The sequence below is a fragment of the Quadrisphaera sp. RL12-1S genome (assembly GCF_014270065.1).
GTDB lineage: Bacteria > Actinomycetota > Actinomycetes > Actinomycetales > Quadrisphaeraceae > Quadrisphaera.
In genome coordinates, this window is record NZ_JACNME010000013.1 from 1 (window position 1) to 15,475 (window position 15,475).

At 74.8% G+C, this 15,475-nt stretch carries 17 protein-coding genes; 9 read left to right on the plus strand and 8 right to left on the minus strand.

Annotation, left to right across the window (positions count from 1 at the left end):
• From H7K62_RS18025 to H7K62_RS18035, 3 genes are all read right to left on the minus strand, one after another.
• The coding region (locus tag H7K62_RS18025) for an ATP-binding cassette domain-containing protein (RefSeq protein ID WP_186721155.1) at positions 1-464 on the minus strand (464 nt) is incomplete at its 3' end.
• Between the two features lie 42 nt (positions 465-506).
• The gene (locus H7K62_RS18030; RefSeq protein ID WP_186721157.1) at positions 507-1,571 is read right to left on the minus strand and encodes a sugar ABC transporter substrate-binding protein; all 1,065 of its coding nucleotides are present in this window, start codon (positions 1,569-1,571) and stop codon (positions 507-509) included.
• Between the two features lie 113 nt (positions 1,572-1,684).
• Positions 1,685-3,022, minus strand: coding sequence for an NAD(P)H-dependent oxidoreductase (locus H7K62_RS18035; protein WP_186721159.1), 1,338 nt, complete (start codon positions 3,020-3,022; stop codon positions 1,685-1,687).
• Positions 3,023-3,245: 223 nt separating this feature from the next.
• On the opposite strand from H7K62_RS18035, the gene H7K62_RS18040 reads away from it, so the two are divergent.
• From H7K62_RS18040 to H7K62_RS18065, 6 genes are all read left to right on the plus strand, one after another.
• Positions 3,246-4,280 carry a substrate-binding domain-containing protein gene (locus tag H7K62_RS18040; protein WP_186721166.1) on the plus strand — a complete coding sequence of 345 codons (1,035 nt, stop codon included), beginning with the start codon at positions 3,246-3,248 and terminating at the stop codon, positions 4,278-4,280.
• A gap of 79 nt (positions 4,281-4,359) precedes the next feature.
• Entirely contained in the window at positions 4,360-4,677 is a 318-nt protein-coding gene (locus tag H7K62_RS18045; protein ID WP_186721167.1) for a putative quinol monooxygenase, read from the plus strand.
• Between the two features lie 252 nt (positions 4,678-4,929).
• Entirely contained in the window at positions 4,930-5,691 is a 762-nt protein-coding gene (locus H7K62_RS18050; protein ID WP_222437838.1) for a methyltransferase domain-containing protein, read from the plus strand.
• Positions 5,692-5,694: 3 nt separating this feature from the next.
• Positions 5,695-6,090, plus strand: coding sequence for a hypothetical protein (locus tag H7K62_RS18055; RefSeq protein ID WP_186721169.1), 396 nt, complete (start codon positions 5,695-5,697; stop codon positions 6,088-6,090).
• A gap of 40 nt (positions 6,091-6,130) precedes the next feature.
• Positions 6,131-6,655, plus strand: coding sequence for an AAA family ATPase (locus H7K62_RS18060; protein ID WP_186721170.1), 525 nt, complete (start codon positions 6,131-6,133; stop codon positions 6,653-6,655).
• Between the two features lie 61 nt (positions 6,656-6,716).
• The gene (locus H7K62_RS18065; protein WP_186721171.1) at positions 6,717-7,817 is read left to right on the plus strand and encodes a hypothetical protein; all 1,101 of its coding nucleotides are present in this window, start codon (positions 6,717-6,719) and stop codon (positions 7,815-7,817) included.
• On the opposite strand, the gene H7K62_RS18070 is transcribed toward H7K62_RS18065, so the two are convergent.
• From H7K62_RS18070 to H7K62_RS18090, 5 genes are all read right to left on the minus strand, one after another.
• Positions 7,807-8,877: a GGDEF domain-containing protein gene (locus H7K62_RS18070; protein ID WP_186721172.1), complete on the minus strand. Its 1,071-nt coding sequence runs from the start codon at positions 8,875-8,877 to the stop codon at positions 7,807-7,809. The genes H7K62_RS18065 and H7K62_RS18070 overlap by 11 nt on opposite strands.
• Positions 8,878-8,997: 120 nt before the next feature.
• A complete protein-coding gene (locus H7K62_RS18075) occupies positions 8,998-10,032 on the minus strand; it encodes a phosphotransferase (RefSeq protein ID WP_186721178.1) in 1,035 nt (344 codons plus the stop codon).
• 5 nt (positions 10,033-10,037) lie between these two features.
• Positions 10,038-10,673: a cysteine hydrolase family protein gene (locus tag H7K62_RS18080; protein WP_186721180.1), complete on the minus strand. Its 636-nt coding sequence runs from the start codon at positions 10,671-10,673 to the stop codon at positions 10,038-10,040.
• A gap of 195 nt (positions 10,674-10,868) precedes the next feature.
• Positions 10,869-11,039: a hypothetical protein gene (locus tag H7K62_RS18085; protein WP_186721182.1), complete on the minus strand. Its 171-nt coding sequence runs from the start codon at positions 11,037-11,039 to the stop codon at positions 10,869-10,871.
• Between the two features lie 241 nt (positions 11,040-11,280).
• Positions 11,281-12,291: an aminoglycoside phosphotransferase family protein gene (locus H7K62_RS18090; RefSeq protein WP_186721184.1), complete on the minus strand. Its 1,011-nt coding sequence runs from the start codon at positions 12,289-12,291 to the stop codon at positions 11,281-11,283.
• Positions 12,292-12,533: 242 nt separating this feature from the next.
• Between H7K62_RS18090 and H7K62_RS18095 the strand changes: the two genes are divergently transcribed.
• From H7K62_RS18095 to H7K62_RS18105, 3 genes are all read left to right on the plus strand, one after another.
• Entirely contained in the window at positions 12,534-13,319 is a 786-nt protein-coding gene (locus H7K62_RS18095; protein ID WP_186721186.1) for a metallophosphoesterase family protein, read from the plus strand.
• Between the two features lie 93 nt (positions 13,320-13,412).
• Positions 13,413-14,390 carry an ABC transporter substrate-binding protein gene (locus tag H7K62_RS18100; RefSeq protein ID WP_222437839.1) on the plus strand — a complete coding sequence of 326 codons (978 nt, stop codon included), beginning with the start codon at positions 13,413-13,415 and terminating at the stop codon, positions 14,388-14,390.
• Positions 14,390-15,472: a FecCD family ABC transporter permease gene (locus tag H7K62_RS18105; protein WP_186721188.1), complete on the plus strand. Its 1,083-nt coding sequence runs from the start codon at positions 14,390-14,392 to the stop codon at positions 15,470-15,472. Before H7K62_RS18100 ends, H7K62_RS18105 begins: the two co-directional genes overlap by 1 nt.
• Positions 15,473-15,475: the final 3 nt, after the last annotated feature.

Below are 15,475 nucleotides of genomic sequence, written 5' to 3' on the forward strand. Positions count from 1 at the left end.
GCGAAGGCGCGGGCGATCGTCAGGGCGTGCCGCTGCGCCGGGCTGAGCCGGCCCACCACCGTCCGCGCCTGGAGCGGGAAGCCCATGCGGTGGACGTCCTGCAGCGCCTGGTCGACGTCCGCCTGGGCGGACGCGCGCTCCGCGCGCGTCCGCCCGAGCAGGAGGTTCTGCACCACGGTGAGCTGGGGCACGACGGCCGGCTCCTGGTGGGCGATCCGCACCCCCTCGGCAAGGGCCTGCCGCGAGGTGAACTCGGTGCGGGTGACCCCGTCGACGGTGACGGTCCCCTCGTCGGGGCGCAGGGCCCCGCCGAGGATGGCGAGCAGCGTGCTCTTGCCCGCGCCGTTCTCGCCGGCGAGCGTGCGCACCTCACCGCGCTGGAGGGTGAAGCTCACGCCGTCGAGCGCACGCACACCGGGGAACGACTTCTTGATGCCGCGGACCTCGAGCAGGTGCTCGGCCATCTCGCCTCCTCCTTGGTCGTCAGGACGTGGTGAGGTCGTCCGTCACGGCATGCCGGTGGGGTACTGGGCGACGTTGCTGCTGTCGATGATGAAGCCCGGCACGTCCACCCAGCCCGGGACCTTCTTGCCCGCCAGCAGCCACAGCGCGGCGTCCACCCCGGTGGACCCCTCGGTGGTGGGCTGCTCGCTCACCGTGGCCGTCATGTTCCCGGCGGCGATCTCCTTCTTGCCCTGGGGGATGCCGTCCGTGCCGACCAGGAGCACCTTGCCGGTGAGGCCCTTGGCGGCGATGGCCGCCTCGACGCCCAGCGCCATGCCGTCGTTCTGGGAGTAGAACGCCTTGATGTCCGGGTTGGCCGTGAGCATCGCGGTGGCGATGTCCTGGGCCTTGGTCTGGTCCCACGACGCGGTCTGGGAGGCGACCAGCTGCAGGGCGGAGTGCTTGGCCAGACCGGTCTTGAAGCCCTCGCCGCGGTTGAGGGCGTTCGAGGAGCCGGGGTCGCCCTCGATCATGGCGACCTTGCCGCCGCCGGGCAGCTTCTGGGCGATGTAGTCCGCGGCGGTCTCGCCGATGGCCTTGGCGTCAGGTCCGACGTACACCACGCCGGGCACGGAGCTCTTCGCGTCGTTGAGCACGATGGCCGGGACGCCGGCAGCGAGCGCGGACTGGAAGACCGAGTCGAGCCCGGTGGCCGAGATGGGGGAGGCGAGCAGGGCCGTGCAGCCCTGGTTCATGGCGCTCTTGGCCTTGTCGAGCTGCTCGGTGATGGAGGACTCGTCGGTCACGTCGAAGGTCTGGTACTTGACGCCCAGCTCCTTGGCGCGCTTCTCGAACCCGTCCCGCTCGTAGCCCCAGAACTCGTTGGACAGGGTGCGGGTGACGTAGCAGAGCTTGGCGTCCTTCGGTGCGGTCGGCTGGCCGAGGCTGCTCGACACGTCCTTGACGTCGGTCTGCGCCGAGGTGTCGACGAGGGAGGCGATGTCGGCGCCTCCGGAGCTGCCGGCCGCGGAGGCGGTGCCGCCGTCGGGCGTGGCCGAGCACGCCGTCAGGAGCGCGATGGTGGCGGCGCCGGCCAGCGCGGCGGCGACGGAGCGGGAGCGGGTCATGGAAGGGCCTTTCGTCATCGGAAGGTCACGGGGGTCCGGTGAGGCGGGGTCGAGCAGTCAGGCGGTCGAGCGGTCGAGCGGTGCAGCAGGCGGAGCGGTCGGGTGGAGGCTGCTCAGTCGGCGAGCAGGGCCTCGGTCTCGCGGCGCAGCTCCAGCGCCTCGGACAGCGACTCGTCGATCACCACGTCGTCCCACCCGACGGTGGCGCCGGCGGCGACGTCGTTGCGCAGCTCGACGTGGTGGGCCAGGGCGACGGGCAGCGCGCCCGTGGCCACGGAGTGCTTCGCGGAGACGAGCTTGCCGTAGACGGTGTACCCGCCCTCGCCGTCGAGCAGCTCCCCGGCCTTCAGGTCCTTCTTGGCGGTCGCGACGACGTCGCCGTAGAAGCCCTGCGGGTGGCCGGTGGAGATCCCGCGCAGCACCGCGTTGGCGATCGACATGTTCAGCTCCAGGCCCACGTAGTGGTACGGCCGGTAGAGGGCGGCGTACTGCTTGGTGGGGTCCGGGTGCCAGGGGTACTCGTCGAAGCAGGTGGAGACGTAGGCGTTGGTGGCCTTGACCACCACGTACACGCCCTCCTGGGTGTTGTGGGGGATCAGCTGCCCGTCCCGGGTCACGCTGGACATGACGTCGACGGTGCCCTCGTGGGAGAGCGCGCCGCCCACCTCGCGCGGCCGGCTGATCGTGGCGATCTCCTCGACGTCACCGGGGGTGAAGGTGAGGCCGGTGTCCGCGGGCACCAGGCCGGCGGCGTTGGCCACCGCGGCCATCTCGATCGCGGCCTTCGTCCCGTCGCGGAAGGAGGTGTGCATGTAGGGGTTGAGCTGCCCGGAGTCGGTGAGCTCCTTGCTGAACTCCCAGTTCTCCCAGACGTTGTCGGGGTTCATCTGGTGGTAGTGCTCGAGGTACTTGGCGCCCTTGCCGGCGCACACCACGTCGAAGCCGCTGGTGCGGGCCCAGTCGACCAGCTCCATGATCAGGGCCGGCTGGTCGCCGTACGCCATCGAGTACACGACGCCGGCCTTCTCCGCACGCTTGGCCAGGGCGGCGCCGGCGAGGGCGTCCGCCTCGACCGTGACCATGATGATGTGCTTGCCCGTCTCGATGGCGCGCAGCGCGTGGCGCACCCCGACGATGGGGTTGCCGGTGGCCTCGACGATGACGTCGAGGTCGTGCTCGAAGAGCTCCGAGGCGTCGGCGACGATCGTGGTGGTGCGGTGGGCGAGCGCCTCGGGGATGTCCGCGGCCTTCTGGTCCTCCGGCCACTCGACCAGGTCGAAGGCGCCGCGAGCGCGCTCGACGTTGATGTCCGCGATGGCCACCACGTGGACGCCGGGGATGTTGCGGGCCTGGGCGAGGTACATCGTCCCGTAGCGGCCGGCGCCGATCAGGCCGACGCGGATGGGACGCCCCTCGCGCTCGCGGTCGCTCAGCAGTGAGTGCAGGTTCACGGTGGCCTCTCTGGTCCGGGGTGCGCCGGACGCGGAGGAGCCACCCCCGAGGGGATGTGCAACGTCGTCGTCGCGGGCGGTGGGGCTGGTGGAGAACGGGTGACCGGCCCGTTGTGGAACCGGTACCAGTTTTGTACCATCGGGTCTGGCCGAGTGTCAACGGACTCGGCGGAGGAGCACCGCGGGGCCCGTAGGGTGGCCCCACCCACGACGAGGAGGGCACGTGAAGAAGGCCCCGACGATCCGCGACGTCGCGCGCACCGCAGGCGTGTCGGTCTCCGTGGTCTCGCGCGTCCTCAACGACGGCTCCGGGCCGGTCGCTGTCGAGACGAGGCGCAAGGTGGTGCAGGCCATCGACGAGCTCGGCTTCCGCCGCCGCGCTGCGGCCCGCGACCTGAGCAACGGCCAGACCCTCGCCGTGGGCCTGGTCCTGCCGGACCTGACCAACCCGTTCTTCTCCCGCCTGGCGGACCGGATCGTCTGGGAGGCGCGCTCCCGCGGCGCCCAGGTGCTGCTGCTGACCACCCAGGAGGACCCCCACATCGAGGGCGAGGCCCTCAACGACCTCCTCGACCGCTCCGTCGGCGGGGTCATCGCCACCCCCGCCGGCGGGAACGTGGACAGGTGGCACCGGCTGCGCGCCATGGGCATCGACCTGGTGTTCGTCGACCGCACGCTCGACGGGCTCGAGGAGGTCGACGTCGTCAGCCTCCAGAACGAGGCGTCCGCGGCCCGGGCCACCGACCACCTCCTCGGGCTCGGCCACACGCGCATCGCCGTCATCTCCGGGCCCGTCGAGACCTCGACCGGCAGTGCGCGCATCCGCGGCTACAGCACCGCCCTCCTGGCGGCCGGCCAGGTCGTGGACCCGGTCCTCGTGCGCGACGTGCCCTTCCGCGGCGAGCTCGGGGGCGACGCGGTCGCGGCGCTCCTGGCGCTCCCGGAGCCGCCGACCGCCCTCGTCGTCGCCAACACTGCACAGGTGCGCAGCGCAGTGCACCGGCTCTTCCAGCTGGGCGTGGCCATCCCCGACGAGCTGTCCGTCGTCGTCTTCGACGACAACCCCTGGAGCGAGCTGGTCTCACCCCCGCTCAGCGTGGTGCGCCAGCCGATCGACATGCTCGCGCGCCACAGCGTCGACCTGGTGCTCGGGCGCATGCAGGGCCGGCTGCCCGAGGCGCCCCAGCGCCTCGAGGTGCAGGCCGACTTCGTCTCGCGCTCCAGCTGCGCCCCGCCGCGCCGCCTCGCGCACCGCTGACCCGCAGACCCGCTGGGCGCCCTCCGCGCGTCCAGCGTCCGCACCGCCCCTCACCACCCACCCCGGACGGAGTCCCACCGTGTCCCAGCCCGTCGTCGTCACCGTCGTCTTCACCCCCGCCGAGGGCAAGCGCCCGGAGCTGGTCGCCGCGCTCTCCCGCGCCATCCCCGAGGTGCACGAGGAGCAGGGGTGTGAGCTCTACGCCATCCACGACGCGCCGGACGGCACCGTCGTGATGCTGGAGAAGTGGACGTCCGCCGAGATGCTCGACGCGCACGCCGCCGGCGAGCCGGTGCAGCGGCTCGACGCCTCCATCGTCGGGCTGGTCGCCGAGCCTCCGCTGGTCACCCGGATCGCACCGCTGCCCGTGGGAGACCCCCGCAAGGGGGCCCTCTGACGGCTCGGGGGCCACGGGGTCCGCGGCCACCGGCACGGCCGGTACCCCGTGGCGAGCGGCGGGGTCTGGTGCGGGCGGGCGGCGAGCCGCTAGCGTCGCGTCCGTGATCTCCGCTGCGCGCCGCCTGTGGTGGCCGCCCTCCTAGGGCGGGCACTCCAGCAGCGCACCCAGCGCTTCGCAGTCCCTCAGCCCTCACCGGCTGACGGGCTCGCGCGAGCGGTGCCCCTGGCCGGTCAGACCCAGGAGCACCCCGTGACCACACCGACCACACCCCAGCAGGGCGCGTCCGGCTTCGGCGACGTGCTCGTCAGCGCCCGGTCGCTCGCCGAGTACCGGGCGATGTTCGCGCTCACCGACGCCGACCTGACCGGCACCGTGCTCGACTGCCCCGGCGGAGCCGCGTCCTTCACGGCCGAGGCCCGCGAGCAGGGCGTGGACGTGATCGCGGTCGACCCCACCTACCCGCCGGACGGGACCTCCTCGGAGCGCAGCCGCGCGCTGCGCCAGCTCGGCGAGCACGCGGCGGCCGAGGCCGAGCGGGGCTCGGCGTGGGCGCGTGACCACGCCGCGGACTTCGAGTGGACCACCTTCGCCACCCCGGCGGACCACCTCGCCCAGCGCCTCGCCGCCGCAGCCGCCTTCACCGCCCACGCGGCGACGGAGCCGGAGCACTACGTGCGCGCCGCCCTGCCGCAGCTGCCGTTCGCCGACGGCGCCTTCGACCTGGTGCTGTGCTCCCACCTGCTCTTCACCTACGCCGACCGTCTCGACGACGCGTTCCACCTCGCTGCCCTGACCGAGCTCCTGCGCGTCTCGCGGGGCGAGGTGCGCGTGTTCCCGCTCGTGGTCGTCGGAGGGGTCCGGGAGCACCCCGGCCTGGAGGCGCTGCTGGGGCGGCTGGGCGACGACGTCGTCGTCGACCTGAGGGCCACGGACGGGTACGGCTTCCAGCGCGGAGCCGACCGCGTGCTGGTGCTGCGGCGCGCTCAGCCCGCGGACGACGGGAGGGCGTGACCCGTGGCCACGGACGTGCTCATCGCCGAGGCGTTCCCCGGTGACCCGCTGGGTGGCAACAGCAAGAAGATCTGGGCCAGGAAGCCGGGCCGAGGTGGTCGGAGGGGGCCCGGGGTCATCGACGCGCTCTACGACGTCCACGGGGTCCTGGACGAGTTCATCAGCCGGGACACCACCGTGCGGCGGCTGCCGGTGCTCGCGCGCTGGAACGAGTTCCGCGACCACTACCACCGCAGGGGAGAGCTGGAGGCGCTCCTCGAGGAGGTCGAGCAGGCCCGCACGTGGACCGCCGCCAGCTTCGAGGCCGGCACCGAGGTCGCGCTGGTGCTCGAGCGGCTGCAGGCGCTGGTCCGCCGAGCCCTCGACGAGGCCCTGGTCCTCGCCGTCATCGTCGACTGACGAGAGCCGCTCAGCCCGTGCGGCGCGGGAAGATCGCGGGGTGAGCGTCCTCGTCGTCGTCGTGGGTCCGCAGGCGTCCGGGAAGAGCACCATCGCGCCAGCGCTGGGGGAGCGGCTGCGCGAGGGTGGCGACGTCGTCGCGGTGGTCGAGCTCGACGCCCTCGCCGCCATGGCGCTGCCGACCCTGCCCGGCTGGGACGTCGCGCACAGGATCTACGAGGCCGTCACGGGCCTGTGGCTGCGCTCGGGGACGACGTGCGTCATCGCCGAGGGGGGCGCGTCGCAGGAAGAGGCCGCGCGCCTGGTGCGCCAGGCACCCGCGGGCACCGCCGTGCTGGTGGTCGGGGTGACGACCAGCTTCGCCGTCGCCTACGAGCGGGCTCTGGCCGACCCCACCCGAGGCCTGTCGAAGCAGCACGACTTCCTCAGCGGCGTCTACGCGAGGTGGCCGGAGGAGCTGCGGCGGATCGACCCCGACGTGGTGCTCGACACCACCGAGCTGGACGTGGAGGAGTGCGTGTCGCGGCTGGTGGCCGAGGTGGAGCGGCGGCGTCTCGGCGCCTGACCCGCCGGCCGCCGCGCGACACCCCTGTCGCAGGAGGCCCGTGATCCGCGACACTCCGACCGTGGACACCGTGCGCGGACGCGCCGCGACCCTCGTCGGAGCAGCGGTCGTCTGCCTGGGCGCGTGGGCGTGGGCCCTGGCGGCCACCTCGATGGCCGCGGTGCGCGCGGCGGAGGCACGAGCCCTCGGGGACGGGCACACCGCGGAGATGCCGGGACAGGACGAGCTGGGGCTGGTGGCGCACGACGCGCGGCTGGCCGCGCTGTTCGTCGTGGCCGCCGGCCTGGCGATCGCCCTGAGCGCACGGGCCCGGCGGTCGCTGGTCGGCGGCTGGGTGGCCGGCGTCACGGCCGCGGTGGTCGCCAACGCGTCCCTCGGTGGCGCCGTGGACGGCGGACCCGTGCTCCTGGCGGCGTCCGCCATGGCCCTGGTCGTGGGGGCGGCCGTCGCTGCGGGCGTGACGGGCTCGGCGGTAGGAGCTCGGCGCTCGGTGCCCGACCGGTCGCTGCCGGCGGGACCCGGTGGTGGTCGCGGACCGCTCGCGGCCGCCGGAGCGCTGGCCGCGGGGACCCTGCCGGTGCTCGTCTACCAGGGCATGGGCTCACCGCGCTACGCGCCGTGGGTGCCCGCGGACCTGGCGTCCTCGAACGTGGTGGCCGCCTCGGCGCTGACGGTGGCCGTCGTCGTCGCCGGGGTGCTGCTGGCCCGCGACCTGGTGGAGGCGGTGGCGGCGGTCGCCCTGCCGGCGGCGGCGCTGGCGGTGCTCGTCGGGCCTGCGGACGGGGTGTGGCAGGTCCGGGACGGGCAGTGGGTCCCCGGGGTGGTGCTGGCCCTGGCGGCGGCGCCCCTGGTGCTGGCCCCCGCGGCGCAGCGGTGGGGCCGGCGTCGAGGGCGCGCCGCGGCGGGGGCCGGGCTGGTGGCCACCGGGGGAGCGCTGGCGTTGCTGCCCATGCCCCTGGGGCTGACGGCCGTGGCGGGCGGCGTGTTCTCGATGATGGTCACCGGACCGGCGGGCGCCACCATCAACTACGACGGTCTCCCGGTGGTCGGCGGGGGCGCTCTGGTCGGCGCGGCGGTCCTGGGGGTCCACCTCGCCGTGCGTCCGGCGGCGAGAACGGCCAGCGTCCCGGGGGAGCCGCAGCCGCTCGGCGTCAGCTGCTGAGCGGGCGCAGCTGGCGCCGCGACCGCTTCTCGGCGTACATGGCCTCGTCCGCCGACCGCAGGAGCGCGTGCAGGGGCTTCTCGGCGCTGGCCACGGCCGCGCCGATGCTCACGCCCACCCGCACCTGAGCGCCGCTGGGCAGCAGCACCGGTTCGCAGACGACGCTGCGCAGCGCCTCCACCACGCGGTCCACGACGCCCGTGTGCACGAGCCCTGTCATGACGATCACGAACTCGTCCCCACCGGTCCGCGCGATGCGGTCGGTCGGGCGGACGCAGCGGCCCATGCGCAGGGCCGCCTCCACGAGCAGCGCGTCACCGGCGGCGTGGCCGTGCTCGTCGTTGACGGGCTTGAAGCCGTCCAGGTCCACGAAGAGCACGGCGTGCAGCTCGTCGGCGTCGGCCGTCGGCGCGTCAGCGACCAGCGCCTCCAGGCCCCGGCGGCTCAGCACGCCGGTGAGGCTGTCGTGGTGGGCGGCGTGGTGCAGGACGGCGATGTGCTGGGCGCGCTCGGCGTCACGGGCCGTCCGCTCGGCGGCGGCTCGCGCGGAGGCCTCGAAGGCGTTGGCGACGGCGGGCCACGTCACGGCGAGGAAGGCCAGCGCCAGCAGGGCCGTGGCGGGCAGGGGCAGGAGACCACCCACCAGCCCGAGGCCCTGGGCCAGCAGCGCGGCGGCCGTGGCCCCGGCGGTGATGACGGCGCTCTGCACCAGCCGCCGGCGCGAGGGCGCCACCACCACGGCGTGCATCGACGCCGACGTGGCGACCGCGGGCACGAGCACCGACAGCTCCAGGGCCGCCAGCAGCACGGTCAGCAGCGAGCAGCCCAGCACGAGGACCGGCACCGCGGCGCGCCCGCCCGCCAGCCGCTCGATGGTCCGGCGGCCGAAGGGGCTGCTCGTGGATCCCACCAGCACCCCGAGGACGACGACGGGGAGCAGCGGCAGCTCGAGGCCCACCTGCAGCAGCAGCCACTGCGCGACGCAGCCGAGGCCGGCAGCAGCAGCTCCGCGGCAGAGCGCCGCGAGCGCACCGGATCCTGTGGCCTTCTGGACGATCACTCAGACGCTCCCGAGGTTCGAAGCGCGCTCGAGCGGCGCACTCCTCCCCATCGACACGCGGCGGCCGACGGACGAGCCCCTCTCCCGGGAGACACCCGGACGGAGGAGGGGGTCGGTGCCTCAGGTGGTCAGCGGCGCGTCGAGGTCGGTGCGTGCGCGCAGCAGCTCGCGCGCGCGGCGCAGGGGCTCCACGAGGAAGCCTCGGAAGTCCTCCCGCTTGCCGGGCGGGAGCTGGCTGCGGGGCCCGAGCGCGGGGAGCACGTTGAGCAGCCAGCGCACGGTGGCGAGGACCTCGAAGGTGCCCAGGTGGTGGAGCGGTGCGCCGCGCTGCCGCTCGTACTCCTCCCGGACCGCAGCGCTGACGGCGCCGTGGCCGCTGCGCTCCACCAGCGCGCACGTCCAGGCGACGTCGAAGCGCGCGTCCCCCACCCGCCAGTCCCAGTCGAGGACGCAGACCTCGCCGTCGTCGTCGACGAGGACGTTCCACGGGTGGTAGTCGCGGTGCTGCACCACCGGTCGCTCGCACGCCAGGTCCGCGCGGTGCGCGTGCAGCCAGCCGACGACGTCGCCGAGCCCGGAGCGGGGGAAGGCCGCGACGTCGCGCTGGAGGCCGGCCAGCTCGGAGTCGGCGGCGCCCCGGCCGCGCGCCGCGGCTGTCGCCGCAGGCCCGAGCGGGTGGGCGTCCAGGGCGTGCAGCGCCACGAGCGGTCGCACGAAGGAGCTGACCAGGCGGCGGCGCTCACCGTCGTCGTCGGAGGACTCGTAGGCGGACCACCAGGAGCGGCCGGGGGCGCGCTCCATGAGGAGGAACGGCCGTCCCAGCACCGCGGGGTCGAGCTCGAGGGCCAGGACCGCCGGCACGCGGCAGGCGCTGCCGCGCAGGAAGTCGAGCGCGCGGTGCTCGCGGGCCGCGTGCTCGACGCCGGCGCGGTCGGCGGCGTAGAGCTTGAGGACGGCGGGCGTCGAGGGCGCGTCGGCCGCGTGGGCGTCGAGGTGGGCGCGGGCGTCCGGCACCGGGACGGCCAGCGCGCACGCCAGCACCGAGGTGCTGGCCCAGCCGCCGGTGAGCTCCTCCAGGGGACCGGGGACGCCGAGGCGCTCCGCGCGCTCGCCCAGGGCGACGGTGAGGCGCTCCCGCAGCCGGTCGAGGTCCACCGGTCTCATCCCGCCAGCAGGGACTCGAGCTCTGCCGTGGTGAGGAGGTTGACGCCGATGAGCTGCAGGTCCGCGAGGCGCTCCGCCGTCACCTGGGAGGTGGCGTCGGTGACCAGGGCGGTGCGGAGGTCGCGCTCGGCGGCGTCGAAGAGGGTGGCGCGCGGGCAGTTGGGCAGGTTGCAGCCGGCGACGACGACGGAGTCGACGCGCTGCTCGGCGAGCCATCGCTCCAGGCCGGTGCGGTGGAACGCGCTCCAGCGCGGCTTGTAGAGCACCACCTCACGCGGGCCGAGGAGCTGCGGCTCTCCAGCCAGCAGCGCGCTGTGGTCCAGCTCGACCACCCGCCCGCCGGTCAGCCGCGCGGGGATCAGCGAGCCCGCGGTGCCCGGCGCTGCCACCACCGCTCCGGCCTCGACGCTGGCGCGTCGGACGGTGTCGACGTCGGAGCCACCGGGCTCGTAGAAGCGGATGACGTGGGCGACCGGTCGCCCGGCGGCGCGAAAGGCGTCGAGGAGCCGCTCGAGAGCGGGCAGCGCGGCTTCGGTGCCGGGGACGGGCATGGCGCCGTCGATGAAGTCGGTCTGGATGTCGATGACCACGAGTGCGCTGCGCTCGAGGTGGAGGCTCGTGTAGTCGGTCATGGCGCTGGTCCTCCTGCACGGCAGCTGTCGGGAGGTCCCGCGGACCGCACGAGCGGGCAACGCTAGGTGCGGGTGATCACCGAGGGCAAGATCAGTGCTGTCCTCGGCGTCCGGAGGCTGCGGGAAGCGCCCCCATGCGCGTAGTCGCCCGGTCACGCTGAGGGAGCCGATCCCCGCAGCCGTCGGGGGAGGCCCTCATGGCTCCGACGGCTCTCCTCGACGCGCCTGGGCGGTGCGCTCGCACCAGTCCACGAGCGCGTCGCGGTAGCGGTGGTCGACCCCCACCACCTCGGGGGTCACCCGGGCGCCGCCGCGCCACCACTGGAGCAGGTCCCGGCCCAGCACCTGGCCGGCGCGGGTGTGCACGAGGGCGGACCGACCGGGGTTCCGCGGGGCGGCACCGGGATCTCTGGCAGGGCTGCAGCCGCTGTCGGCTGCTGGGCGGTGGAAGACGTGCCCACGCTGTGGCGCCTCTCGACTCGTCGTCGGGCGCGTCCGCGGACGGAAGGGGCCTCGCTGGCTCCAGGTTGGCACAGGCCCGGTGGACCGATCAAGCCTCGCGGTGCCGCGCTGGACGGGCTCCCGTGCGAGGAGGAGTGACGCCGGCTCAGCGCTCGTCGTCCAGGAGCGCCGCGAGCGTGGCCCGCTGCGTGGCCACCCAGGGTCCGTACCGGGCGTTCGCGCTGGAGGCCCGGTGGACCTTCTCGAAGTGCAGGCTCGACACGAACCGCTCGTAGACCTCCCACGCCTGCCGGCGCGCCGCGAGCCGCTCGAGCTCGGCTGGTGACGCCTCCACCGTCGTCCGGGCCTCCAGGTACCGCTGCAGCTGCGCCTCCACCTGCGCGGCGCTCATCGGCACGTACCAGGGGCCGCCGTGCACCTGCCCGCCGATGTAGGCGAGGTCCTGGGCGACGTCGCCGTCGTGCGCCCACTCCCAGTCGATGCACCGGGGCACCGAGCCGTCGTCGACGACGACGTTCGTGGCGACCGCGTCCCCGTGGACGAGCACCGGGCCCGCGGGTTCCTGGAACGCCCACTGCCGGCGTCGCAGGTGCTCGACCACCGCCGGGACCAGCGCGGTGGCGCTGCTGTCCGCGGCGACGTCCGGTGCGGCGGCGCACCACCCGGCGACGTCCCGCGCCAGGTCGGCGGCCAGGTCGCGGGGCCGGGGCGGCCGTCCGGACGCCTGGTGCGTGGCGTCGTGCAGCCGAGCCAGCTGCCGGGTGTGCGCGTCGAGCACCTGCGGCGTCCACGCCGTGCCGTCGACGACCCTCCCGGCCACGAAGCTCGTCACGAGGTAGCGGCGTGCCAGCGGGTTGTCGGTGGTGTCGTCGACGGTGATCCCGCGGGGGCCCAGATGCTCGGGCACCCGGCGCAGGGCGGCGAGCTCGTCCGCCATCGCGGCGGGCATCTCCTCCGGCGGCCGCCGGGGGAACCGGAACAGCACGTCCTGCTCCCCGCCCCGCACGCGCCACGCCGCGTAGCTCTCCCCGCTGCCGACCAGCTCGACGAGGAGGTCGTCACGGTCGAGCCGGTGGTCGGGGACGACGACGAGCCCCGCCGCCAGCGCCTCCCTCAGAGCGGCGCCCGTCCGGGCGGAGGTCGCGTCGACGTCCACGTGAGCCCTTCCGGCGCGGGGCGGCGGTCGTCGGCCGACGGTGGCACAGGACCGGTCGGTCTGTCGCCCCCGGGATGGGCAGGCTCGCGTCCGGTGGGCAGGCTGGCGTCCGGATCCGGGGCTGGAAGCGGACGTGAGGCTGCCCACCGGACGCAGGGTTCCCCACTGAGCACCGGCGCGCAGAGCAGACGAGGGCGCGGGGCGGGGCAGCAGCGACCGAGGACGTGCGAGAAGGTGGGGGCGTGGTGCGCATCGCCGTCGTCTCGGACGTCCACGGCAACCTCACCGCCTACCGCGCGGTGCTCGCCGACGCCGACCGCCGCGGCGCCGACCTCGTCCTCAACCTCGGTGACGTGGCCGGCAAGGGTCCCCGGGGCTCGGAGTGCGTGGCCCTCACGCGGGAGCGCTGCGCGCTGACGGTGATGGGCAACTGGGAGGTGGTGCTCTCGGACCTGTCGCGGCGCATGGTGCACCCGGGCATGCAGTGGTGGCGCGCGGAGCTGTCCGACGACGACCGCGCCTGGATGCGCTCCCTGCCGCTGGCCCACCACCTGCTGCTGTCGGGCCGGCAGGTGCGGTTCGTGCACGCCTCCACCGACAGCCCGTTCACCCGGATCTGGCGCCACCACAGCAAGGAGGAGTTCGACTCCTTCTTCTCCGCGACGCCGCTGACGGAGCGGGACGGGCCGACGCCCGTCCCCGACGTCGTCGTCTACGGCGACCTCCACCACGCTTACAGCGAGGTGATCGACGGGCGGACGCTCATCAACTGCGGCTCGTCGGGCAACCCCCTCGACGAGGACCCGCAGCTGAGCTACCTGCTGCTGGAGGGGGAGCTCGACTCGGCCGAGCCCGCGCCGTTCAGCTACCAGTTCGTGCGGGTGCCGTACGACGTCGACGCCGAGGTGGCGGTCGCGCGGGAGCTGGCGATGCCCCTGACGGCGGAGTACGAGGTGGAGCTGCGCACGGGCGTGTACCGCTCGCTGCACGTCGAGCGGGGCCTGCGCACGCCCCCGCCGGAGGGCTGACGGGGGTCCGGCCGGCTCCCCGCCGGGACGTTGCAGCCGGCTGACGATCACCCCTAGGTTAGGTGTGCCTCACCTAACCACTGGGAGACTGCTGTGACCACCCCTGCCCGCGTCCGCGCTGGCCGCCGACGCCATCCGCTCGTCGCCGCCGCGCTCGTCTGCACCGCCGCCCTGCTGGCCAGCTGCTCCTCCGCGGGAGCGGGCACGCCGAGCGCCGGCGCGACTGCCAGCGCCGAGCCCGCGGTGACCGCGACCGGTGCGCGCACCGTCACGCACGCCCGCGGCACCACCGAGGTGCCCGCCGCACCCCAGCGCGTGGTGGTGCTGGAGCCCGTGCAGCTCGACACCGCCGTGGCGCTCGGTGTGGTGCCCGTCGGAGCGGCCGTCGTCAGCGCGACCGCCGGCGTACCCGCCTACCTGGGCGTCGGAGACCGGGTGGAGCCCGTCGGCACGGTGAGCGAGCCCGACCTCGAGGCCATCGCCGCGCTGGCGCCCGACCTCATCATGGGCACCGAAGCACGGCACTCGAAGCTGTACGACCAGCTGTCGCAGATCGCCCCCACGGTCTTCCAGGCGTCGCAGACCGACCCCTGGCAGGACAGCGTCCGCCTGGTCGGCGAGGCCCTCGGCACGCCCGGTGCGGCCACGGCAGCGCTGCGGAAGTACACCGACCGCTGCGAGCAGGTCCGCGCCGCGCACCCCACCGCCGGGATGACCGCGCAGCTCGTCCGCCCGCGCGACGAGACCACGCTCAGCCTCTACAGCCCGACCTCTTTCGCCGGCAGCACCATCGAGTGCGTCGGGCTGACCATCCCGCAGCGCGAGTGGGCCCAGTCCATCCAGACGGACATCTCCCCGGAGCAGATCACCCAGGCGGAGGCCGACGTCGTCTTCGTCACCGCCACCGACCCGGCCGACCCCGCCGCGATCCCCTCGGCCATCCGGGCGAACGCCGCGGACTTCCCGCACGTGGTGCCCGTCGACACCAGCTGGTGGATCTCCGGCGTCGGGCCGCTCGGGGGCCAGAAGGTCCTCGACGACCTCGACAGGACCCTCAGCGCCGGCTCCTGATGCCCGCACGCCCCCTGGAGGCCGCTGCGCCGTCGTCGTCCCGGGCGGACCGAGGACGACGACGGCGCGCGCCGCTGCCCGTCGTCCTGCCCTGCGTGCTGGTCGGGGGGCTCGCCGCGCTGGCCCTGGCCGTGGCGCTGTCGCTGGCCGTCGGCGCCAAGCCGCTGGCGCCCACCGCCGTGCTGGACGCGCTCGCCGGGCGCGGCACGGCGGAGGCCGACTACGTCATGGGGCTGCGGCTGCCCCGGACGGCCGCGGCCGTGCTCGCCGGCGCCGCTCTCGCGGTGGCCGGCGCGCTGGTGCAGGGCCTCACCCGCAACCCCCTGGCCGACCCCGGCCTGCTGGGCGTCAACGCCGGAGCCGCCTTCGCCGTGGCGCTGGGGGTGGCGCTCCTCGGGCTGGGTGACCCCTGGTCGGTGCTCTGGCTGGCCCTCGCCGGCGCCTGCGTGCTGAGCACCGCCGTGGTCGTGGTGGGAGGCGTCGGCAGCGCGGGCGGCGGGCGTGGCGGCGGTCGCGGCGGCGACTCGCTGCGCCTGGTGCTCGCGGGCGTGGCGCTGGGGGCGGCGCTGTCGGGCGTGACCACGGGCCTCGTGCTCAGCGACCCCGACGCCTTCGACCGGATGCGCAGCTGGAACGCCGGCTCCGTGCTCGGGCGCGGCTGGGAGGTGCTCGTCCCCGCGGTGCCGTTCGTGCTCGCCGGGCTGGTGGTGGCCGCCGCGTGCGCCCGCGGGCTCGATGCGCTCGCGCTCGGCGACGACCTCGCCCGCTCCCAGGGCGTGCGGACCGGGGGGCTGCGCCTGGCCGTGGTGGCCGCTGTGACGCTGCTCGCCGGGGCCGCCACCGCGGTGGCCGGGCCGCTGGTCTTCGTCGGCCTGGTGGCACCGCGCGTGGCGCGCTGGCTGGTCGGCCCGCACCAGGGGCGGCTGCTCGCCACCTGCCTGCTGCTGGGGCCGGTGCTCGTGCTGCTCGCCGACGTGCTCGGGCGGGTGCTCATCGCCCCCGCGGAGGTGCCGGTGGGCGTGGTCATCGGCGTGGTCGGGGCGCCGCTGCTCATCGCCGTGGCGCGGCAGAGCACCCGGTGAGCC